Source organism: Endozoicomonas gorgoniicola (assembly GCF_025562715.2).
Lineage (GTDB): Bacteria > Pseudomonadota > Gammaproteobacteria > Pseudomonadales > Endozoicomonadaceae > Endozoicomonas_A > Endozoicomonas_A gorgoniicola.
The window spans coordinates 1,577,490-1,598,302 of record NZ_JAPFCC010000001.1 but is presented as its reverse complement, the minus strand read 5'-3'; the positions used below and the strand labels follow the sequence as shown (position 1 = coordinate 1,598,302).

Below are 20,813 nucleotides of genomic sequence, written 5' to 3'. Positions count from 1 at the left end.
GATTGTTATGTACAGTATTTTCCTTTGCATCTTTGCTTTATACGTCAACGTTCAAGTACCTTGTTTTAAGCACAGGCAACGCCATCGATCAGCAACTATATTGTCCAATGTCAGTTGAAATATGCTTTTTTTTAAAAGTAGGCATATTGAATGTACTGGAAGCTCTTATTTTTCAGGGGACTTCTCGAATGAATAACAGCTTTGTTGCCAATGCTATGAATAAGGCCGTACAGAACTTTCTCAGTAAAAATGCAACACTGGGGGATTCAATTCAGCGCCCGGGTCGGAAGAGTTTTGCCAGCGACAATGTCGACGCAGTAAAGCACGCACAAGAGGGTTATCACCGTGTGAAAAAAGCGGCTGACTTCATCTTCTCATTTCGAAGTTTCTGCAGACAGCAAGAGTATAATGAATATGAGACAGGCCGGTACCTCTCAATTCTTTCTGCGACCCCTGATTTTCAGGGGTGCGCCTGCAACCCCGCTGAATGCTGCGCACTCGCTATCTATTTTACCCTGAGGGCAAAAAACATGGATCAGGTAAATATCGCTATTGTTCTTGATCCGGAAAATGTGGAGAACAGGAAAGTACTTCACGAGTTTGTCATTATTGGTGAGGTGACTGGCGATGAAAGGGCGGTATCGTTTCTTCTGAAAGATGTAGAAAGCTTTTTAAGCAGCAGCCTGCTACCACGGTCTGACCCTCCCTGGGTGATTGATGCCACACTCGACCTTGCCTGTCCGCTGGCAAATTACCCTCAACAACTTGGAGACGCTATCTCCAGAATAACCCATGAGGGCGACGTTTTGTCGAAGGTCAGACCCCCCTTGGGAACAGTGCATCACCTTGGCGACCGAACATTAAGGCGAATGGGTTCCGAGCGTGCCAATAAACTATTGCACTTGTACCAGTTTGGCCAGGAGGTGGAACCCATGGTTATGTATAACCTCATTTATTCTGGCAAGGTGGTTGCGATTGAAGTTACACCCGGATCGGAAAGAATTGAAATATCTGTAAACGATGGTTTAATCCGTTCCGGGACTTTTTTCTAACCCGGAACTTGCCATGCCCAAATCTACACAAGAACAGCTACGTGCTCATCCATCACGGTGTTGGTCAATATAGTTGTCGCCTCAACTCAACCGTGTAAGTTTTATAATTTTTCAGGTATTAACTAAAAAATTCTTTGAGTGCTTTCAGTACCCGTTGTACCTTATAAGACTGCTTTCTGTCTATTGTCAATGCATATAGAGGAAGCCTGTTTAATTGCCATTCAGGCAGGAGCTTTATCAATTTCTCTGATTTAACCAAATGTTGAACTTCCAAATCGGGAAGAACTGCAACGCCTAAACCTTCTTGTACGTGGCAAACTAAAGAGTTGAGGTCATTGAAACGCATTCTATAGGGTGGTTGGTAGCAATAACTATTTTCAATGTGATGCATCAGTTCAATAGTGGAAAAGTCTTCATGACCAACAAACCCCAACCAACTATGTTTAGCTAAATCATCAGGCATTAATGGTTTTCCTGCTTTTTGAATATATTCAGGGCTTGCATAAATGTGTTTAACGACTTTACCAAGAGGATAAAAAACAGCAATTCCCGCTGATCATTTAGCCCCTTGCAAGACTAAGCCGGCAGCATGAACAAAAAAAATGCTTTCGCAGACTAAAGAGGCTAAAATGAAAAGTTCCTGTACCGGTCGTCGTTGAGTCAATTATGACCACTGCTCTCCAGAAATACAGTAAGCACCTTTGTGTCAAAAACCTTATCCTTCAGGCTTGCAAATGCTTTGATACCATTCCGGACTACCGTCCTAACCACTGTTCCAATGGTATTCCTTTTTCTAATTTTGCAAAGTCTGCTTTTGCCATGATGCATCAGAAATATGATTCTCTTCTGTCGTTTGATACGGATCAGGCCGATCCTGTTATTCGCCATAATCTTGAAACCATGTATCACGTGAAAGACGGAAAAGTACCTTGTGACACCCATATGAGAGAGATTCTTGATCCAATAGCGCCAGAGGAGTTCCGCAAGCCATTCAAAAAACTCTTCTCTTTGGTTCAGCGAAATAAACTTCTCAAGGCTTTTGAGTTCAAGTGTGGAGATTTAAAAGACTGTTACCTGATGCCTGTTGATGGAACTGGCCTATTTTATTCCGGAGAATGCCGTTGCAATGAATGTTGTGTAAAGAACAAGGGGAAGCGCAACGAATCCTATTACCACAACTTAATGGGTGGATGTATAGTTCACCCAGAGCAAAAAACAGTTATTCCCTTTGCACCGGAAGCTATCGTTCTTCAGGATGGTGCCACCAAAAATGATTGTGAAAAAAATGCAATAAAACGCTATTTGGCACACGTCAAACGAGAGCACCCTCATCTTAATTTAGCGATTCTCCTAGACGGCCTCTACGCTGATAACCCCACCATTGAGCTGATCAGGAGCTATGGCTGGCATTACATTATTGTTGCCAAAGACGGGAATCATAAATCGCTTATTGAGGCCATGAATGCGCTGTGCGATCAGGGTAACCTCAATTATCATGAGATAACCAATAAAGAAAAAGGCACTAAACACTGGTTCCGCTACGCCAATAACGTACCACTTAATGCATCCGATTTTGCTGAAAATGTAAATGTTCTTGATTACGTTGAAACTGATAAAGAAGGTAATCGCCATACTTGGTGCTGGGTTACTGATATTGAGTTAACAGAAGAAACCGTTGAAGAAATTATGATAGGAGGACGGTGTCGCTGGCATATAGAAAACCAAACGTTTAATACCCTGAAAAACCAAGGCTACAACATTGAGCATAACTATGGTCATGGAAAGTACCATCTGGCTACGAATCTGGCTTATTTGACCTTTTTGGCATTTATGGTTGATCAAATTCAGGAAATGACCAGCCCGGAGTTTCAAAAAGCCTTAAAAGAACGATCGAAAGGTGTTCGTACTTACCTATGGAAGTTAATCACACGTATTTTCCTGTCCTGGTTTCTTGAAGGGTGGGATGAGTTATTTGAAGCGATTAACAAGGGTATAAAGCCGGGTAGGGTTAAAATTAACACTTCGTAGGATGTTGCTGTAGTCAAGGTTTCAGGGGCAACAGTATATTCAGTGATGCACTTAGGGTGCAGGGTGTTGGTTGCCGTTGATTTTTTGAAACGATGAAATAATTTTGAACGACTATCGACGTGTTATCATCGGGAACTGCTGGATAAAAAACGAAGCTTGATTCTGATGGTTTACCGATACGAATAGCAATATCAATTTGTTCACTAACCAGATTTATTTCATGGTCATTTGCCAAAATAGTTAACTTAAGTCCCGGGTTTTTTATTAGTAACCCTTTAAGAGCCTGAGCTAAAGGTAAAGAGGCTAATCCAACAGGAGCTGATATTCTTAACTCTCCATCAAGTGAGCTTTTTATCTCACTAATGGCATCATTTGCATCTTCTGCTGCTGTAAGCATTTCTTTTCCATGGCGATAATATCGCTCACCCGCTTCAGATAGGCTAAGTCGTCTGGTTGAGCGATAGATAAGTGTAATGCCTAACTCCTTTTCCAATAAGTTTAATTGCTGACTGATAGCCGAGGGAGTCATGTTTAAATGCTCGGCAGCAGCTCGCATTGTGCCGTTATCAATTACTTGACAAAACACCGCAATTTGTTTGAGTCGATTTAATGAGAATGTTTTCATATACACGTACAACTTGAAGATGCAGGTTTCAGTAACTGAAAGTTATCCGTAACTCTGGATGCCAGCGAGCCTGCAACTTCTGGCCATGTCACTCCGGGAAATTCTTTGATGGCGGAGATAAGCGTTACCCTGGATGAGAAGACTCGACCATCATGGGTGGAATCATGCATCTGTTCGACTTCTTCTTTTTTCTTAGGGGATAACGCTACTTCCATGGTTTCGTGGAATGATCCTGTTTTTGTTAAAAATCAAGCACCTTCAATGATCACGGGTATAGACGCATCATTGTTAAGTACAGCTTAATAATGACATAAGACCAAGGGTAATAGTCAAGATATTATACGAACGGTATGATTAATACACAATTTGACTGGCACACACAAATAGGTAACAAAGTGAAAAAATTATTAACTGCAGGTTTATTAGTTACAACAGTATTGACTTCGATGTCAGCTTTGGCTGATGAAATGCGTAAAGAACGTCTGCTTAATTTTTATGATGCTTTTGGTAAAGGGCAAGTAGAAAAATTAGACAATATCATTGTTAAGGATTGGGTTACACATGATCCTAATCCGGGTCAGGATCAAGGGAGAGATGGATTCAAAAAGTTTATACCTTTGGTACATGGAGCTATCTCTGATGTTGACTGGAAGATAGAAGAAATGGTCGAAGAAGGTAATACGATAGTCGTTCGTTCTACTATGACAGCAAAACATACTGGACCGTTACTCGGTGTACCCGCAACAAATAAGACATTTTCGATTAAAGCCATTGATGTTCATAAGTTCAATAAGCAAGGCATGGTCACTGAAACCTACCATTTAGAAGACTGGATATCTTATTTAGGTCAAGTGGGTGCGTTAGGTAAATAACTTGAAAGAGAGTTTGTCAATGAATATTCTAGTAACCGCTGCCAGTGGAAGTCTTGGTACTGAGATCTCAAAACAGTTGTCAGAAAAACATAACGTAACGGGTGCTGTCAGAGCTCCATCAAAAGTAAATCAACTCGATGGAGTAACTTATGTCGAGTTTGATTGCGATAATGAAGCAAGTCATGACTCTGCTCTGAAATCGGTAGAAGCCTGCTGTGCTACAAGCCCCACTAAGAAAGCTAGAGCTAAAACTGATTGATGAAGGCTTTAATTACACGATCATCAGGCCAAATTTCTTTATGGAGAACTTTACTTCAGGGTTTGCAGTAGGGCCTTTAGAGCATGATGGTATTGTCTTATCTTCTTCGGGTGAAGGCAGAATGGAATGGTTTTTCCGGAGCTTATTGATCGCTTATGAAACATTCGGGCTAAAAAACTGCCCGCCACCTTTCAATCTTTACAAAACTTTTATAGTTCAGCTGACAAAAAAAGGATGAATTTTTTTGAATGCCAATTTGGAATATTTGAATCAAGACATTCAATAGCGCAAACACCACGCCACGACACGAAAGAAACAGGCAGGAGCTCGAAACAAAAAACCAGCAGACTAGGTAAGTTCCGCAAAAAAAAGAACAGATTTAAACTGCTGCAGATCATAACACAGATCAAAGACGAATCACCCTAATCTCCATCAATACATTCAACTAACGAATTCTGTACAGTTCGCAGCAATTAATTTACCTATTAACCGCTCCTGATTCCTGTTTATGCGGAGGAGATAAGAGCACATGGCACACGCAGAAGTAATGACCCAGCCTATGGCTGGTACCGGGGATAAAGCCGCCAGCAAACGTGATACAGAGTGGATGCTGGCACTGTTCGGCACCGCAATTGGTGCCGGTGTATTGTTCCTGCCGATCAATGCCGGTCTGGGTGGTATCTGGCCATTGATCCTGATGACCCTGATTATTGCCCCAATGACCTTTCTGGCTCACCGTGGTCTGACCCGTCTGTGCCTCTCCTCAAAAAAACCTGATGCCGACATTACCCAGACGGTTACCGAACACTTTGGCCCTAAAGCCGGCTCCCTGATTACCCTGGGTTACTTCGCGTCCATCTACCCTATTCTGCTGATCTACGGCATTGGTATTACCAACACGGTTTCCTCCCTGATGGTTAACCAGCTGGGCATGGCTGAGCCAAACCGTGCCATCCTGAGCTTTGTGCTGGTAGCCGCCCTGGTAGGCATTATGGTGACCGGTCAGAAATTTGTTCTGAAAGTGACCAATGCTCTGGTTTACCCACTGATCCTGGTTCTGTTTGGCACTTCTGTTTACCTGATTCCACAGTGGAACATGTCCCAGTTTGATGCACCAGTGACCTTCAGCGGCTTTATGACCACTGTATTCCTGACCATTCCGGTACTGGTATTCGCGTTCAACCACTCGCCTGCGGTGTCCTCTTTTGCATCGGCGTACCGTAAAGAACTGGGTAACGACGCCGAAGCTCACGCCAGCCGTACACTGAAGCACACCACCATGATGCTGGTTGGCTTCACCATGTTCTTTGTCTACAGCTGTGTACTGACCCTGTCTCCGGCAGAACTGCTTGAAGCTAAAGCAGCTAACCTGCCGATCATGTCTGTATTCGCACAACGTACTGATAACATGCTGTTCGCCTGGATGGCTCAGATCGTTGCCATTGTTGCTATCTCCTCTTCCTTCTTTGGTCACTACATGGGTACCCGCGAAGGCTTGCAGGGCATGATCGTGAACAAGGCCAAGCGCGAAGGCAAAGCGGTCAACATGAAAAAAGTTGACATGGGCATCATCGCCTTCATCATCCTGTCTGTCTGGGCAGTGGCTTACATGAACGTGTCCGTGATGGGCATGATCGAAGCACTGGTAGCACCTATCCTGGCGATGATCCTGTTCATCCTGCCGGTATACGCCATGAAAAAAGTACCAGCGATGCGTAAATACGATGCCAAAATCAACCTGTTTACTCTGTGCATGGGGATCATTGCAATCCTTGGCTTCATTACCGCCAACTTCATCCTGTAAGACAATAAAACTCCGGCAGCACTGCCACTTATAAACAGCGTTCAATGCTACGGAAAGCCGGGGGAAGACCACCTTCCCCCGTGATTTTTCTAACTGACATTCGCTGGTAGAATCTTTCGCAAGAAATCCTTACATTTCCATACAACCCCAACATCACAACAGAGACGGCATGCTTAGTATTTTTGACATTTTCAAAATCGGAATCGGCCCATCGAGCTCTCACACCGTAGGTCCAATGTGGGCCGGACATCGATTCCTGAATGAACTGAAGGAAAAAGGCATTCTGGGCAGCATTGCATCCGTAAGCGTCGGCCTTTACGGCTCTCTGGCATTAACAGGGGTTGGACACAGCACCGATAAAGCGTCCCTGTTGGGTCTGGCGGGCTACCAGCCAGACGCCGTTGATCCGGATGAAGCGGATCAGGCCTTCGAAACCATCAAAAGCAGCAAAAAGATCAAACTGGCGGGCGAACACGAAATTGATTTTGATTACGACACCCAGCTGATTTTCCACAATGGAGAAACGCTGCCTGAACATCCTAACGCCATGCGTATCTTTGCTGCGGATGAACATGGCATTGTCGTTTACTACAAAACCTATCTGTCCATCGGCGGTGGTTTCATTGTCTGCGCGGATAGTCTCAACAAGGCTGCAGCCTCTGACAGTGATGACCAGTCTGAAGCACAGGAAGCCAGCGTTCCTTACCCGTTCCGTAACGCATCTGAACTCATCAAACTGTGCAAAGCCAACGATATGAGCATTGCCGAGCTGGTGATCGAAAACGAAAAAGCCCGCCACAACGGTGACATCAATAGCGTTAACGAAAAAATTGATGCTATATGGGATGTTATGCGCAACTGCATCGACCGTGGTCTGCGTATGGAAGGTCGACTGCCAATGTCTGGTATTAAACGTCGTGCGTTTGATTTACACAAAACCCTGACGGCTAACCCGGAAGCCATGCTGAGTGACCACTTTGCCATTATGGACTGGGTGACTCTGTTTGCCATGTCGGTCAACGAAGAAAATGCCTGCGGTGGTCGTGTGGTAACCGCACCAACCAATGGCGCAGCTGGCGTTATTCCTGCCACTATTGCCTATTACTCCCGTTTTATCTCCCGTGGCAATCAGAAAGGTATCCGGGAATTTCTGGCAACGGCTGCCGCTATCGGTGCCATTATCAAAATGAATGCCACCATTTCCGGTGCCGAAGCCGGTTGCCAGGCAGAGGTAGGTTCAGCCTGCTCCATGGCAGCCGCTGCGCTGGTTGCGGTTCAGGGTGGCACAATTGACCAGGTTGAAAACGCCGCAGAAATTGGCATGGAACATCACCTTGGCATGACCTGTGACCCTATTGCCGGGCTGGTTCAGATTCCATGCATTGAGCGGAACGGTATGGCGGCCATTAAAGCCATCACGGCTTCTCGCCTGGCCATGCGCGGTGACGGCAACCATGCGGTATCTCTGGATAGCTGTGTAGAAACCATGTATCGCACAGGTCTGGACTTGCAGGCTAAGTATCGTGAAACTTCCCAGGGCGGGCTGGCGATTTACGCGAAAGAGCACTCTTCCAAAATCGCATAAACCTTCATAACGGTTAAGTATTTTCCTGCGCCAAGTGGCATTGAGCAGGGCGCAACAGCTGCACCCTGCTCCACCGAATCTCTTCACAAGAACCCAAACTACCAAAATACCCAATAGGGACTATACCTGTTTCAGCTATGCAACGATGTACTATCCTTGGGGGCGTAATTAATTCAGTGCTGTCGTATAACCTGACGAATGGCTTTAACCGGAGTAGTTACGATGCCTTTTCCCCCGGTAAAAACAGAAGATATTTATGAAGAAAGCAACATGCTGCTTTTGACCAAAAGCCTGTTTTTTCAGGATACAACCAGAATACCGGGCTCGCGTTGTGCACCCAGTTTCCGGAGAGTTGAACCTCGATTTTTCGGTTATGTCTACAGGTGTGTGGATGCAGATGATATTACTTTTATGTTCGAAAATGGTATTTTTCCAATAAAGTGCAATCTTGAGACCGGAGTATATATTGTTCGCAGGTACCAGTCTTACGCAAAGTCTGGCCATGTGTTAACGGATGTATCTACTCCCTTAAATCTGTTAAATACGCCAAATTTTTACACTTATATATGCTATTATCAAGCTCGCTACCTCTACCCCTCTTGGAGGAACCACACGTTTTTAATAGATATCAGGGAGCTAGGAGGCATTGTTCATAAGACACCATCATGGTCGCCAGAATACAAGAACCTTAACAGTCGAGCGTTCGATGGATTCCCCATTACCAAAAAGATTTTTGATGTGGTCATTACGTACCCTGTTTCTGCATCAAAAATCGTAGGAGTCATTAAAGAACTTCCTTCTCCGAACCTCTCGCAACACTCAGAACAACTTAAACTTTATGTTAACCCGAATTATACCGGGGGAATGGAGGGGGCCATGGCTGTTGCGGCAAGTTTTAATGGAGAAAGTTTTTACGGAGAAAGTCAGTGGGAGGTGGTTTAATTCCGTGCCGTCGCATAACCTGACGAATGGCTTTAACCGGAGTATTTACGATGCCTCATCCCCGTGTCATGGCGAAAGCTTCATACGTACCGTTAAGCCACTAACTCTGGTCGCTTCCTGTGACCCCTTACCAGAAACCACCTGTTAAAACAGCTACCCGGAGCTGGATTTGATGGCTTTATTTCCGCATGAAACTAAAGCCTAAAATCAGATTCAACACATGCATGTAAGATGGCGAGCTACTCTGCTTTACTGATTTCGCTTTGAAATCACTGCCCTTCTGGAGGAACACCGGATATGTCGGATAAGGTGCAGCATGAAAGAAACAAACAGTGGTACCAGATGCCCCGGGGGAATCATCATGGTCATTGTCATCAAGAAATTGTTTCTTTGATGGGTAGGTTGAGTAGAGATCAAACTCCTTAAAGCGGAGCCGAACCAACTTTCCATCAACATTGCCACCAACCCCCAGATACAGGGTTATCTTAACTCCTCCTTCGTCCTCTATCTGTATCTTATTTAATTTTTCGATATTTCCAACTGAACTTAAGCATGTAGCTTCCGACCGATCTGTCTTATAGTTTCCGGGAGTGATCATGGTGACTTCCCTGCTATCAGAACCAGCTTCATCCACAGGAAGCCTTAAGGTTATAGGGTCAGGTTGTTCCAATAAAACAGAATGACTTTCGGTTTTCGTTGACAAACTCCCTGAAACTCTGGAAACAAGCTGATTTAACCTTTCACGATTTTGATTATCCAACACGTCATAATACTCAAGCTCGTGACCAGGAAGGGTTGACCACCTGAATCGCCATATTTGAATAACTTTTGTGCTTTTATTTTTTTTAAAGTCAACAGATAAAAGTACTTTGAATTCACCACCGTTTAGCGATAAAAACCAATATTCATCCCAGCGCGCTATTTTGTCGATGGCTTCAACTTTTCCAATGGACAACATTGCAACCACCAGCATTAAACAGGTAATCAAAGAATGGGGCATTTGTTTTTCATCTCACTTTGATTTAAAAGCTCAAATCAAACTAGCCGATTACTGAAAGCTTTCAAGGTCAGCTCTCCGTGAAACTCCTCAGACTGCCTTCAACGACCTTCCTGAGTTACTTCTATGTCACCAACCTCCCACCCTTTAACCCGTGGCAGGCAGACACTGGAGAGTAGCGACACTGGAGGGCTGGAAGTAAAGGCTCGTCAAGCCAGCTGGAATCGCAATGCCCACTATCTGATGATTGACTCAGTTCGCCAGGGAGGATTCCGAACCTACCCCAGGGGCTTGTCGCTCAGCAAAGCCCGGTTTGCAGAAGTTGTGGTTTACGGTGCCGGACATTTGCTACCAATGGATAAGCCGCAGCCTGCCCTCAAAATGCTTAATGACTTCATAGGCACCGAACCTGGCATTTGATCAGGCATTATTTCAGAAAGCCGGTTTTCTCTGCTCAATGACTGGCCTGAAGCAATAACTGGCCTGAAACAATGGACCAGCCATTGAGCGCATCAATCGTTGAACAAATCAATAGTGATACGGAAAACGTGAAAAATCCTTAGGCCGTTTTTCAAGGAAAGAATCACGCCCCTCCTGAGCTTCTTCTGTGCCATAAGCCAGTCGCGTTGCCTCACCGGCAAATAACTGCTGCCCTACCATGCCATCGTCTGTCAGGTTCAGTCCGTATTTCATCATACGCAAAGCCGTTGGTGATTTTTCACCAATGATTTTTGCCCATTCCAGTGCCACATTTTCCAGCTCGGCATGAGGAACCACTTTGTTGACCATACCCATATCCGCTGCATCCTGTGCCGAGTAATCCAGCCCCAGAAAGAAAATTTCACGGGCTTTTTTCTGCCCGACCATTTTCGCCAGATAAGCAGAGCCATAGCCGGAATCAAAGCTGGCAACATCCAGGTCAGTCTGCTTAAACACGGCATGCTCCTTCGAAGCAATCGTCAGATCGCACACCACATGCAGACTATGACCTCCACCTGCCGCCCAGCCAGGCACAACCGCCATCACCACTTTGGGCATAAAGCGTATCAATCGCTGAACTTCAAGAATGTGCAGACGCCCCAGTCTGGCCGGATCAATTTCATCAGCGGGCATGCCCTCATATTTGTAGCCATCACGCCCACGAATACGCTGATCACCACCGGAACAGAAAGCCCAGCCGCCATCTTTTGCTGAAGGTCCGTTGCCGGTAAGGATCACGACACCCACATCGCTGGACAGTCGTGCATGTTCTAATGCCCGGTACAGCTCATCAACGGTTTTAGGACGAAAGGCATTGCGGCACTCAGGACGATTAAAAGCGATGCGAACCGTCCCCTGATGCCTGGCCCGGTGATAGGTAATATCCTCAAACTCAAATCCTTCGACTTCATCCCACAATTCCGGGTTGAAAATTTCAGATACCATTTCATTTTCCATCAAACAACTGCTAACGACCGGCTGACAGGCCAGTTACCTGCTTGCGGCATGGCTGCCAGTCTTGAGTTCACTGATCGTGTCAATCAGTCAAGGCGCTCTATTCTGCACGATGATATAACTCAGACCAAGAACAACATTGAAAAAACTGCACTGCAAATGGTTCTGACCGGATCTATATTGATCTTCTGATTATTAAATAAAGAATTAAAGAGCTTTAAGGAATAAATATGAAAAACCCTCTACCTGTTTATTACCTTCTACTCCCGGTCATTCTTCTGAGTATCACTACAACAGCCAGTAGCGATTTTTTTAATACAGATGACAATGCTTATGCGATTTACTCAGACAGTAGCGAAACTATTAACTTTGATGGCAAGCAATGCCATAAACGGTTGCCAAAAATTCAAAGCAGTATTGAGAGTTTATTGCAGGTTAGCCATTTCGATGAACTCAAAAAAAATTTCAGGTATTACTATCTGATGACCAAAATGGGTAGCACACAAAAATATTTTGTATCAAACAACCAAACGCTTCTCGACACTCTTAAACATCCAGTACTTAACAGAGAGCTAGCCATAAACAAGTTGACCCTGAAACTCAGGGATAGTTTTATTGGAGCACTCGAAGACACCAGAACAGTATTTGTAAGAGAACCCTTCAACCTCATACAAGGTCCGGCAGGGCTCTCAACATACACAGAATACTTAGAGACCTTCTCTGCGTTTCCCTCTCAGGAATTGATTGACATAAGCACGCTGGAACAGAAAAGCCAGTCCGTAATAAACCTCCTGATTAACAACAGTGAACACGATAACAAGCTCAGTCAGTTAGACAGTGCATCAACCGCAAGCTTTTTATACAAAAAGCTGGGACTATTGCCTGAAAACTATCAATCCTGGAGAAATTATTTCTTTAATACCGGAATACTGTTTAATAAAAAAGACTCAACACTCAGCCAGATGGCAACCTTTATCAGTTATCTGATTGTCAAAAATCAATACAATGAAGTGTGTGAAGAGCTGATCACCCGTAAGAAGTGCACAAATGATGCTCAAGGCTTCTGCTCCTCTTTGCATGCCCCTCTTGAAAGACTGATGGAAAAAGCCTCGGAGCAACTGATCATTACCATGGAAGCCTGGCTGGCAGCACCTCAAGATGTCCAACCCTGCTTTGATGCAGGCTGTTACTCTCGGGTCTGGTATTTATGGGCAAAATTGTGGGTTAAGCCCGTTCAGAAAACTCATGACACTTATCGGGCAGGCGGAATGATAGGCTGGTATCAACTTTCTTCAAAGAATTCAGATAGAGCTGAAAAAGCCATTGAGCTATTTAAGGCGTATATAAAGAACGATGCCTGCCGAGAATATGCGGATCTGTAATCTTGCTATTAAAAATGAAAAGGGACTCATCATAGTGAGCCCCTTTTTCATTCACCCTGTCACTGTTTCACTCTTTCACCCGGCCATTTCCAGCAGCAGCTTGTTCAGGCGCTGAACATAAGCAGCCGGATCATCCAGCTGTCCACCAGCCGCCAGGCTCGCCTGATCAAACACCACCTTAGACAGGTCAACAAAACGATCTTCGTCGCTTTCCTGATCCAGACGGGTAATCAGTGGGTGCTCAGGGTTGATCTCGAAGATTGGCTTACTTTCTGGTACAGCCTGACCTGCCGCTTCCATAATACGACGCATCTGAGCGCCCATATCGAACTGACCAACCACCAGACAAGCTGGAGAATCGGTCAGACGATGAGTGACACGTACTTCTTCAACACTGTCGCCCAGTGCATCCTTAATACGCTTGAGCAGGTCTTCCTTCTCTTTAGCGCTCTCTTCCAGAGCTTTCTTTTCGTCTTCGTTGTCCAGGGTTCCCAGGTCCAGGTCACCTCGGGCAATATCAGCAAACTGCTTGCCGTCGAATTCCTGCATATGGGACATCAGCCACTCGTCTACACGGTCGGACAGCAGCAGAACTTCAAGACCCTTCTTGCGGAACACTTCCAGATGCGGGCTGTTGGCCGCTGCATTGTGGGTATCCGCTGTGATGTAGTAGATCTTGTCCTGACCTTCCTTCATGCGGGACACATAGCCTTCCAGGCTCTGGTCCTGAGTTGCACTGTCACTCTGAGTGGTGGCGAAACGTAGCAGTTTGGCGACTTTCTCGCGGTTAGCATAGTCTTCAGCCGGGCCTTCTTTCAGTACCTGACCAAACTCAGTCCAGAATTCTGCGTACTGTTCAGGCTCTTTCTTAGCCATTTTTTCCAGCATATCGAGAACACGCTTAGTCAGCGCAGTCTTCATGCTTTCAACCGCCGGGTCTTTCTGCAGGATTTCACGCGATACGTTCAGGGACAGGTCGTTAGAATCCACCACACCCTTGATGAAGCGCAGGTACATTGGCAGGAATTCATCCGCCTGATCCATGATGTACACACGCTGGACGTAAAGCTTCAGTCCTTTCTGCATATCACGGTTATACAGGTCAAACGGTGCCTTGGCCGGGATAAACAGCAGGCTGTTGTATTCCAGCTTGCCCTCAACACGGTTGTGGCTCCACTTCATCGGATCGGTGAAGTCGTGGCTGATGTGCTTGTAGAACTCTTTGTATTCTTCGTCAGAAATCTCGGAGCGGGAGCGAGTCCACAGTGCCTTGGCCGTGTTAACGGTTTCCCACTCTGGTGCTTTGTCTTCCTGCTTTTCTTCCTCACCCTCTGCTGCAGCAGTAGCCTCTTCTTTCAGCATCAGGATCGGCAGGGAGATATGGTCAGAGTACTTGCGAACGATATTACGCAGACGCCAGCCATCGGCAAACTCTTCGGCTTCAGGCTTCAGATGCAGGATAATGCTGGTGCCGCGCTTCTCTTTTTCGATGGTTTCAACAGTAAACTCACCGGAACCATCAGATACCCAGCGTACTGCTTCGTCAGCTGCCACATCGGCTTTGCGGGTTTCAACAGTGACTTTGTCCGCCACAATAAAGGCGGAGTAGAAACCAACACCAAACTGACCAATCAGCTGAGAATCTTTCTTCTGGTCACCGGTCAGGTTTTTCAGGAAATCGGCCGTACCGGACTTGGCAATCGTACCCAGATGGGAAATCACACCCTCACGATCCATACCAATGCCGTTGTCGGCAATAGTGACCTTTTTTGCGTCCTTGTCGAAACTGATGCGGATATCCAGATTCGGGTCAGATTCCAGCAGGCTACCATTGTGCAGTGCTTCGAAGCGCAGCTTGTCGGCCGCATCGGAAGCGTTGGATACCAGCTCTCGCAGGAAAATTTCACGGTTGGAGTACAGGGAGTGAATCATCAGGTGAAGCAGCTGCTTTACTTCAGTCTGAAAACCTAACGTTTCTTTCTGGGCTTCGACAGTCATACGATCCTCAATACGATGTCATTCAATTAAAATTCGTTAACTCGTATTTAGGGATAGGCGTTTTTGTTTTCAAGGGAGAAACGATAAATTTCTTTATTTTTTCTTCTCGTCTCTCAAAACAGCAGGCTCAGAAGTGAGTTTCCCGCTCGCTGACCGCCAGGGCATCCAGCACCGACGAGTGGAACTCCCGCCGGTACAGAATAATCACGACCAGTGCTGCAGCCCCGATAAACAGACCCGGGTGAATAAACCACGCCAGCGTTGCCATAGAAAAGTAATAGGCGCGCAGACCATAGTTAAAGTGACTAGCCGCCAGGGTCATGATATGGGCAGAACGGGTAGCAAAAACGCCCTGCCGGGTTTTATGACCATCAACATCTTTACACAGCGGTGCGCTGCCAAAGAGTACACAGGTGAAGTTATACAGTCGCAGGCTCCAGGTAAACTCGAAAAAGGTATAGACAAAAATCACCAGCAACACCAGTACCTTTAGCTCCCAGAGCTCACGGGTATTGGTTGTCACAAAAGGAATGGTTGACAGCACACCCACCGCTTCTTCCGAAGCAGCAATACCGGTCACCAGACCGGCAATAATCAGAATACTCGTGGAAGCAAAGAAACTGACGCTGGCCCTGAGACTCTGTAACAGGCTGGCGTCTGCAATACGGTTATCACGTCCCAGCAGCCGGTACATCCAGTCGCGCCGGTACAATGCCAGAACACTGGCAAGGCAGGGGGTTTCCTTACCCTTGTGGTAAGCGAACGCGGTATAGCCCGCCCATAGAACCGCAAGTGCAAGCAGGGCTATCCAGTCAAGCGCCGTACCAACCGATCCGAGTCCTTCTATCATTGCTGATTCCTGTCATATTTATTATTCAAGTCTTAGTGTAGTGGCTTTACCATTGACACCGATGACATCTCTCGATAACAAGAGCCGATGACAAGTAACGGTACCTGACATATCATAGCCGCTGAGTAAGCGCAGTTTTCATTAGCCCCATACTCTTTATATCATCACTTTTACCATCACGACCATGATGATCTGATGACTATAGACAACAGCTGTACGCTTTGTAGAAAAAAGGCACAAAATGTTATTTTCACCGTTGTCACTTCATCAACCATCGTTTCATTCAACTGGAGAATGAATGACAAGTTCACAGATTTTACTGGGCTGGGGAGTCTATCTGGCTGGAGCCCTGGCCTGCACCCTGGCTCTGTGGCTCATTACAGGCTCAATTAATCCCCGTGTACGCAGATTGTTACGGGCAGGAACATTCGTCCTGCTTGTCACCCCCTGGTGGCATGGTACCGAAACAGACCTGTTGCTACCTGCTTTATGGGTGATGATTTATGACGGACTGTCTGCCGGCTTTCCGGAAATGGCACGGGCAGGCTTGCCACTGGTAGTGATAACCGCACTTTGTGCCATTATTGCTGCTTCCCTGCCGGTCTCCGACAAAGCGAAAAAGAAAAAACAACCGCCAGAAAAAGCAAAACAGCAAGCAGAGAGACAACCTGAGGAACGGCAGGAGCCAACCATTTAAACCAGGTACCGATGAAAACCATTATCACAGATCACAGGGATGTGGCCTGAAGGATTTTATAATAAATACAACCCGATGTGACTGAGATTCAAACATGTGTGAACTGCTGGGCATGAGTGCCAACACCCCGACAGATATCTGCTTCAGCTTTTCCGGACTGATGCAGAGAGGCGGGCGAACCGGACCTCATCGCGATGGCTGGGGCATTGCTTTTTATGATGGTCCCGGGGTACGTGAATTTCGCGACCCCTACCCCAGCTGCGATTCTGAAATTGCAAAACTCGTGCGAAATTACCCGATCAAAAGTGAGATTGTCATCAGCCACATTCGTCAGGCGAATGCCGGAAGGGTCTGTCTGGAAAATACGCACCCTTTTATACGGGAGCTGTGGGGACGAAACTGGACTTTTGCTCACAACGGTCAGTTAAAAGGTATCAAAAAGAAACCGCTTTCCCATTACTTACCCATAGGCACGACAGACAGCGAGCATGCGTTCTGCTGGCTGATGGATGCCATTCGCGAACGTTTTCCCAAGCCTCCCAAACGAACCAGCACACTGCACCGGTTTATCCATAAACAGTGTGATGAACTGAGGACAATGGGGGTATTCAATATGCTGCTGACAGATTCCAGACATCTGTACTGCTACTGCAGCACCAGACTGAGCTGGATTACACGCAAGGCACCTTTTGACCAGGCCTGCCTGAAGGATACAGAACTGACTGTCGACTTCGCAAAAGAGACAACACAATCCGACATTGTTACCGTGGTTGCCACAGAGCCGCTGACTACCAATGAACAATGGAACAGGATGAAAGCCGGGGAGCTGGCTGTCTTTCACAAGGGAGGTGTTGTCTAGTACACAGAGAACTCCCGGAACGATCATCAACCGGGAGCTCTCAACAACGATTTGACAGCCTTTAAGCAGGAGCTGCCTGCACTAGCGCCTCATTATTTGAAGTAAGCGTTGTCCGTCACAGTGTGGTCAGTCACATCACGCACACCCTTCAGCTCAGGAATGCGTTCAACCAGTGTTTTCTCTACACCGTCTTTCAAAGTCAGGTCAACAGCGCTGCAACCCTGACAACCACCACCAAACTGCAATATGGCAAAGCCGTCATCAATTTCCACCAGCGACACCATGCCGCCATGGGCAGCCAGCCCCGGGTTGATTTCAGTCTGCAGGAAGTAATTAATCTTCTGGTCCAGCGGACTGTCTTCATTCACTTTAGGCAGCTTGGCATTCGGTGCCTTGATGGTCAGCTGACCACCCAGTTTGTCTTCAGAGAAGTCTACCTCAGCGTCTTCCAGAAAAGGTTCGCTGACCCCTTCAACATGACAATTGAAGTATTCCAGCTCCAGCAGCAGGTCTCCCTCTTTTTCCTCACCAGGCTTACAGTAAGCCAGACAGGTTTCGGCGTAAGGTGTTCCAGGCTGTGTCACGAACAGGCGAACGCCAATACCTTCAACGTTCTGCCGTTTCAGCAGACCTGCCAGATATTTCTGAGCGGCTTCTGTAAATGTAATCTTCAATTCAAATACCTCATTCGGTCAGTTCGCCCATTCTATGCTAATGAGCCACTTCAGGAAAAGACTGTTTCTTCAGATTACTTTCTGAACCGTTTTCTGCGGATGGCAGACGACGGCTCACCTGCTGGCAGATATAGTCACCAATAGGAATGGCAGAGGTGGCTGCAGGCGATGGTGCATTGCAGACATGCAGGCTGCGGGCGCTTTCTGCAAACAAAAAGTCATGGACCATTGTCCCGTCCTTCATCACGGCCTGAGCCCGAACACCTGCCGGGTAAGGTTTCAGGTCCGAACGTTGCAGCCGGGGGCAGTATTTCTGCACCCGTCGGAGGTAGCCGGGTTTCCAGAAGGAATCGATCGTCTCTTTCAGCCCTGTGACCAGATGACTCCGGGCAGCCCGCCAGAATCCGGCAAACGTCAGCATATCCCACATATCCTTCAGGCTCAGGTTGATATGCCCATACCCCTCCCGTTTCCAGCCCTGCACCGCATTGGGGCCAACGGTCACAGAACCATCAATCATACGGGTCAGATGCACGCCCAGAAATGGCAGATCCGGGTCAGGAATCGGATAGATCAGATGGTTGACGATATGGTTGTGCTGCGAAGCCAGCTGATAATACTCACCCCGGTAAGGAATAATCTGAAAGTCTGTCCTGATCCCAAGCATGCGGGTCGTCCGGTCAGCCATTAAGCCACTGCAACACACCAGATAACGGGCCATTAACCACTGCTGTCCGGAGTCGGTCTGTACTTTCAGACGGATGCAGTGAGGCTCTTCTTCCATAAAGACGACGTTGGAGCGCAACCGAACCTCACCACCGAGCTGCTCAAAACAGCGCCCCATGGCCCTGGTCACCTGTCTGTAGTCGACAATTCCCGTCGCTTTGACATAGATAGCACCTACCCCGGTAATGTTCGGTTCACGTTCTTTTAACGCTTCTGCATCCAACCATTCCACTGCTATGCCGTTTTCCTGACAGCGTTTATACAACGCTTCCATACGCTGATATTCAAGGTGACTGGTGGCTACCAGCAACTTGCCACACTGCTTATAAGGAATACCATGCTGGTCACAGAAGTCCATAGTCGCCTGAACACCAGCTTTGCAGAAACGCGCTTTCAGGCTGCCCGGTGCGTAATACACCCCGGCATGAATAACCCCGCTGTTATGACCCGTCTGGTGCTGAGCCAGCTCAGACTCTTTTTCCAGCAGCAGAATGGATTTATCCGGATAACGCTGTTGTAACTGCCAGGCAGTCGAGACTCCGACAATTCCACCGCCCAGCACAATAAAGTCATAGATCATAGATTCAACAGCCCTGCTATAAATGGTATTGCTACTTATAAAAATGCCCACGCTGACGCAGAAGCTCACGATACAGCCCCGGGTCCGCCATAAAACGATCTCTGCCGTGTAACCAGATATGGTTCTGAATCACCAGCATCGAACCCGGAGGCAAAGGAACAGCGAAACAGTTCTGGTCTTTTTCCAAAGACTCACCCATTTCATACAGGTACAGCCCCTGGTCAATATTCTGGGGATCGGCAAACTGGTCAATAAACAGCATCATGGGTTTGCCATCCGCATCTTCTTCAAAAAACACCGGATGACTGACTTTATAATCAATATTCTTGCTGGGCGGCGATGCCCACTCAATGGGTTCCCGGGCGAGTGGATGCTGATAGAATTTATCCAGTTCCTGCCAGTCATCCACATGCAACAGTAACGACTCCCCACCCTGCACATTGCGTTCTGCCAGTTTCATCATTAAGACAAAGTCGGTACGCTCATTGACATAGGTGCCATCATTATGCAGTTCCATACGACGATGAGCCTGTCTTAAATAGCTGTCGCTGTTGTCCTTATTCTCTACGGCAAAGCGGGCATAATACTTGCCGCACATGGCATCAAAATTAGGCACCCCAATCAGGTGTGAGACGGCTGTCGACAGTTTGACGTAAAATTCCGTATCGCTCTCTGGTTCATCACTGTCGTATTGCAGCAAAAAGGCACCGGTTTCACGGTTCGTCAGAATTCTGTTCAGCCCGGGACTCAAAGAGCCTTTACAGACTTTATCCAGCTGGTCAGCCACAGCAAAACGGAGAAACGGCTTGTATTCAATGGACTGCAGGTTCCACTGCTCCGTCGCCTGCTTAAAGGCGACAATGGTATCCTGACTGAGCGTAATGACCTGCAGGCGATGGTTTTCAGGCCAGACATCAATGACATAGCCCTCAGGCTCTGTCACTGTTTGCACCAGGGGCGTAGCAGCAACCATAGTTGTTCTTCCTGTTATTGTTTTTCGGAAAACAGATCGATCAACAAAACGGCATAAAATGGTGTCATCTGTTTATTTCTGTCAGGCAATAATCCTGTCCAATCTATGCAATCGCATTTCATCAATCAATAAAAACCTGAATCCGTTCAGGCAATAAAACTGTCAGTCAGATAGTCCATAAGCTGTTGCAGGCGCTGGTCAACACAGTCTGGCCCACCGTGATGCAGCTATCTGCTGAGTGTCTATCCTAAGAATTTGCGCTGAGGGAATACAGGAATGAAAAACAGTTTTCTCGCTAATTCAGTAAATACAACGGTTCAGGATTTGCTAGGCGAACACAACACATTGGGTACATCATTAAACCTTTATAGTCAGAAAGGTTTTTTTCTGGATCAGGTGCATGAAAAAATACAAAAGCATGCCTCTTATCCCCGTTTGAAAAGAGCTTCTAATTTTTTATACACGTCCCGAGCGTA

22 protein-coding genes are annotated in these 20,813 nt (G+C 46.7%); 12 read left to right on the top strand and 10 right to left on the bottom strand.

Features of this window, described 5'->3' with window-relative positions:
* Positions 1-188 precede the first annotated feature (188 nt).
* Positions 189-1,052 carry a hypothetical protein gene (locus NX722_RS07305; RefSeq protein ID WP_262567412.1) on the top strand — a complete coding sequence of 288 codons (864 nt, stop codon included), beginning with the start codon at positions 189-191 and terminating at the stop codon, positions 1,050-1,052.
* Positions 1,053-1,170: 118 nt separating this feature from the next.
* On the opposite strand, the gene NX722_RS07300 is transcribed toward NX722_RS07305, so the two are convergent.
* Positions 1,171-1,599, bottom strand: coding sequence for a LysR substrate-binding domain-containing protein (locus NX722_RS07300; protein ID WP_407648059.1), 429 nt, complete (start codon positions 1,597-1,599; stop codon positions 1,171-1,173).
* Positions 1,600-1,718: 119 nt separating this feature from the next.
* Between NX722_RS07300 and NX722_RS07295 the strand changes: the two genes are divergently transcribed.
* On the top strand, positions 1,719-3,080 hold the full coding sequence (locus NX722_RS07295; protein WP_262567286.1) for a transposase: 1,362 nt from the start codon (positions 1,719-1,721) through the stop codon (positions 3,078-3,080).
* A 13-nt stretch (positions 3,081-3,093) separates the two neighbouring features.
* Here the strand turns inward: NX722_RS07295 and NX722_RS07290 are convergent, their stop codons facing one another.
* Positions 3,094-3,705: a LysR family transcriptional regulator gene (locus NX722_RS07290; RefSeq protein ID WP_262567411.1), complete on the bottom strand. Its 612-nt coding sequence runs from the start codon at positions 3,703-3,705 to the stop codon at positions 3,094-3,096.
* On the bottom strand, positions 3,702-3,920 hold the full coding sequence (locus NX722_RS07285; protein ID WP_262568760.1) for a hypothetical protein: 219 nt from the start codon (positions 3,918-3,920) through the stop codon (positions 3,702-3,704). The genes NX722_RS07290 and NX722_RS07285 overlap by 4 nt, the downstream gene beginning before the upstream one ends.
* 135 nt (positions 3,921-4,055) lie before the next feature.
* Between NX722_RS07285 and NX722_RS07280 the strand changes: the two genes are divergently transcribed.
* The 6 genes from NX722_RS07280 (at position 4,056) to NX722_RS07255 (ending at position 9,167) form a co-directional block, all read left to right on the top strand.
* The gene (locus NX722_RS07280) at positions 4,056-4,577 is read left to right on the top strand and encodes an ester cyclase (protein WP_262567410.1); all 522 of its coding nucleotides are present in this window, start codon (positions 4,056-4,058) and stop codon (positions 4,575-4,577) included.
* A gap of 19 nt (positions 4,578-4,596) precedes the next feature.
* Entirely contained in the window at positions 4,597-4,836 is a 240-nt protein-coding gene (locus NX722_RS07275; protein ID WP_262567409.1) for an NAD(P)H-binding protein, read from the top strand.
* 40 nt (positions 4,837-4,876) lie between these two features.
* Positions 4,877-5,074 carry a hypothetical protein gene (locus NX722_RS07270; RefSeq protein ID WP_262567408.1) on the top strand — a complete coding sequence of 66 codons (198 nt, stop codon included), beginning with the start codon at positions 4,877-4,879 and terminating at the stop codon, positions 5,072-5,074.
* A 291-nt stretch (positions 5,075-5,365) separates the two neighbouring features.
* Positions 5,366-6,640 carry an SLC5/6 family protein gene (locus NX722_RS07265; protein ID WP_262567407.1) on the top strand — a complete coding sequence of 425 codons (1,275 nt, stop codon included), beginning with the start codon at positions 5,366-5,368 and terminating at the stop codon, positions 6,638-6,640.
* Between the two features lie 169 nt (positions 6,641-6,809).
* Positions 6,810-8,225 carry an L-serine ammonia-lyase gene (locus NX722_RS07260; RefSeq protein WP_262567406.1) on the top strand — a complete coding sequence of 472 codons (1,416 nt, stop codon included), beginning with the start codon at positions 6,810-6,812 and terminating at the stop codon, positions 8,223-8,225.
* A gap of 222 nt (positions 8,226-8,447) precedes the next feature.
* Entirely contained in the window at positions 8,448-9,167 is a 720-nt protein-coding gene (locus NX722_RS07255; protein WP_262567405.1) for a hypothetical protein, read from the top strand.
* 178 nt (positions 9,168-9,345) lie between these two features.
* Here the strand turns inward: NX722_RS07255 and NX722_RS07250 are convergent, their stop codons facing one another.
* Complete coding sequence (locus NX722_RS07250; protein ID WP_262567404.1) at positions 9,346-10,167, bottom strand: hypothetical protein; 822 nt, start codon at positions 10,165-10,167, stop codon at positions 9,346-9,348.
* A 123-nt stretch (positions 10,168-10,290) separates the two neighbouring features.
* Here NX722_RS07250 and NX722_RS07245 point away from each other — a divergent pair, with 123 nt between their 5' ends.
* Complete coding sequence (locus NX722_RS07245) at positions 10,291-10,584, top strand: S10 family serine carboxypeptidase-like protein (RefSeq protein WP_262567403.1); 294 nt, start codon at positions 10,291-10,293, stop codon at positions 10,582-10,584.
* Between the two features lie 108 nt (positions 10,585-10,692).
* Here the strand turns inward: NX722_RS07245 and NX722_RS07240 are convergent, their stop codons facing one another.
* Positions 10,693-11,589 carry a 1,4-dihydroxy-2-naphthoyl-CoA synthase gene (locus tag NX722_RS07240; RefSeq protein ID WP_262567402.1) on the bottom strand — a complete coding sequence of 299 codons (897 nt, stop codon included), beginning with the start codon at positions 11,587-11,589 and terminating at the stop codon, positions 10,693-10,695.
* 239 nt (positions 11,590-11,828) lie between these two features.
* Here NX722_RS07240 and NX722_RS07235 point away from each other — a divergent pair, with 239 nt between their 5' ends.
* Positions 11,829-12,980, top strand: a complete 1,152-nt coding sequence (locus tag NX722_RS07235; RefSeq protein WP_262567401.1) for a hypothetical protein — start codon at positions 11,829-11,831, stop codon at positions 12,978-12,980.
* Positions 12,981-13,055: 75 nt separating this feature from the next.
* On the opposite strand, the gene htpG is transcribed toward NX722_RS07235, so the two are convergent.
* Together htpG and NX722_RS07225 are read right to left on the bottom strand one after the other, a co-directional pair.
* Positions 13,056-14,978, bottom strand: coding sequence for a molecular chaperone HtpG (htpG, locus tag NX722_RS07230; protein WP_262567400.1), 1,923 nt, complete (start codon positions 14,976-14,978; stop codon positions 13,056-13,058).
* Between the two features lie 127 nt (positions 14,979-15,105).
* Positions 15,106-15,828, bottom strand: a complete 723-nt coding sequence (locus NX722_RS07225; RefSeq protein WP_262567399.1) for a DUF599 domain-containing protein — start codon at positions 15,826-15,828, stop codon at positions 15,106-15,108.
* A gap of 298 nt (positions 15,829-16,126) precedes the next feature.
* Here NX722_RS07225 and NX722_RS07220 point away from each other — a divergent pair, with 298 nt between their 5' ends.
* Both NX722_RS07220 and NX722_RS07215 read left to right on the top strand, forming a co-directional pair.
* On the top strand, positions 16,127-16,525 hold the full coding sequence (locus NX722_RS07220) for a hypothetical protein (RefSeq protein WP_262567398.1): 399 nt from the start codon (positions 16,127-16,129) through the stop codon (positions 16,523-16,525).
* A 94-nt stretch (positions 16,526-16,619) separates the two neighbouring features.
* Positions 16,620-17,384, top strand: coding sequence for a class II glutamine amidotransferase (locus NX722_RS07215; protein ID WP_262567397.1), 765 nt, complete (start codon positions 16,620-16,622; stop codon positions 17,382-17,384).
* A gap of 92 nt (positions 17,385-17,476) precedes the next feature.
* Here NX722_RS07215 and nfuA read toward each other — a convergent pair whose 3' ends face one another.
* The 3 genes from nfuA to glaH are packed head-to-tail and all read right to left on the bottom strand — an operon-like array spanning position 17,477 to position 20,337.
* Positions 17,477-18,058, bottom strand: coding sequence for a Fe-S biogenesis protein NfuA (nfuA, locus tag NX722_RS07210; RefSeq protein ID WP_262567396.1), 582 nt, complete (start codon positions 18,056-18,058; stop codon positions 17,477-17,479).
* 37 nt (positions 18,059-18,095) lie between these two features.
* The gene (gene lhgO / locus NX722_RS07205; protein WP_262567395.1) at positions 18,096-19,364 is read right to left on the bottom strand and encodes an L-2-hydroxyglutarate oxidase; all 1,269 of its coding nucleotides are present in this window, start codon (positions 19,362-19,364) and stop codon (positions 18,096-18,098) included.
* Positions 19,365-19,395: 31 nt separating this feature from the next.
* Positions 19,396-20,337 (bottom strand): glutarate dioxygenase GlaH, encoded by a 942-nt coding sequence (gene glaH, locus NX722_RS07200; RefSeq protein ID WP_262567394.1) that lies wholly within the window; start codon positions 20,335-20,337, stop codon positions 19,396-19,398.
* Positions 20,338-20,813 lie beyond the last annotated feature (476 nt).

Coding starts and splice junctions, on each gene's coding strand:
- lhgO (WP_262567395.1), bottom strand. CDS start 19,364: ATGATCTATGACTTTATTGTGCTGGGCGGTGGAATTGTCGGAGTCTCG.
- NX722_RS07215 (WP_262567397.1), top strand. CDS start 16,620: ATGTGTGAACTGCTGGGCATGAGTGCCAACACCCCGACAGATATCTGC.
- htpG (WP_262567400.1), bottom strand. CDS start 14,978: ATGACTGTCGAAGCCCAGAAAGAAACGTTAGGTTTTCAGACTGAAGTA.
- NX722_RS07265 (WP_262567407.1), top strand. CDS start 5,366: ATGGCACACGCAGAAGTAATGACCCAGCCTATGGCTGGTACCGGGGAT.
- glaH (WP_262567394.1), bottom strand. CDS start 20,337: ATGGTTGCTGCTACGCCCCTGGTGCAAACAGTGACAGAGCCTGAGGGC.
- NX722_RS07240 (WP_262567402.1), bottom strand. CDS start 11,589: ATGGTATCTGAAATTTTCAACCCGGAATTGTGGGATGAAGTCGAAGGA.
- NX722_RS07250 (WP_262567404.1), bottom strand. CDS start 10,167: ATGCCCCATTCTTTGATTACCTGTTTAATGCTGGTGGTTGCAATGTTG.
- NX722_RS07235 (WP_262567401.1), top strand. CDS start 11,829: ATGAAAAACCCTCTACCTGTTTATTACCTTCTACTCCCGGTCATTCTT.
- NX722_RS07290 (WP_262567411.1), bottom strand. CDS start 3,705: ATGAAAACATTCTCATTAAATCGACTCAAACAAATTGCGGTGTTTTGT.
- NX722_RS07245 (WP_262567403.1), top strand. CDS start 10,291: ATGTCACCAACCTCCCACCCTTTAACCCGTGGCAGGCAGACACTGGAG.
- NX722_RS07280 (WP_262567410.1), top strand. CDS start 4,056: ATGATTAATACACAATTTGACTGGCACACACAAATAGGTAACAAAGTG.
- NX722_RS07225 (WP_262567399.1), bottom strand. CDS start 15,828: ATGATAGAAGGACTCGGATCGGTTGGTACGGCGCTTGACTGGATAGCC.
- NX722_RS07220 (WP_262567398.1), top strand. CDS start 16,127: ATGACAAGTTCACAGATTTTACTGGGCTGGGGAGTCTATCTGGCTGGA.
- NX722_RS07285 (WP_262568760.1), bottom strand. CDS start 3,920: ATGGAAGTAGCGTTATCCCCTAAGAAAAAAGAAGAAGTCGAACAGATG.
- NX722_RS07270 (WP_262567408.1), top strand. CDS start 4,877: ATGGAGAACTTTACTTCAGGGTTTGCAGTAGGGCCTTTAGAGCATGAT.
- NX722_RS07255 (WP_262567405.1), top strand. CDS start 8,448: ATGCCTTTTCCCCCGGTAAAAACAGAAGATATTTATGAAGAAAGCAAC.
- NX722_RS07295 (WP_262567286.1), top strand. CDS start 1,719: ATGACCACTGCTCTCCAGAAATACAGTAAGCACCTTTGTGTCAAAAAC.
- NX722_RS07260 (WP_262567406.1), top strand. CDS start 6,810: ATGCTTAGTATTTTTGACATTTTCAAAATCGGAATCGGCCCATCGAGC.
- NX722_RS07305 (WP_262567412.1), top strand. CDS start 189: ATGAATAACAGCTTTGTTGCCAATGCTATGAATAAGGCCGTACAGAAC.
- NX722_RS07275 (WP_262567409.1), top strand. CDS start 4,597: ATGAATATTCTAGTAACCGCTGCCAGTGGAAGTCTTGGTACTGAGATC.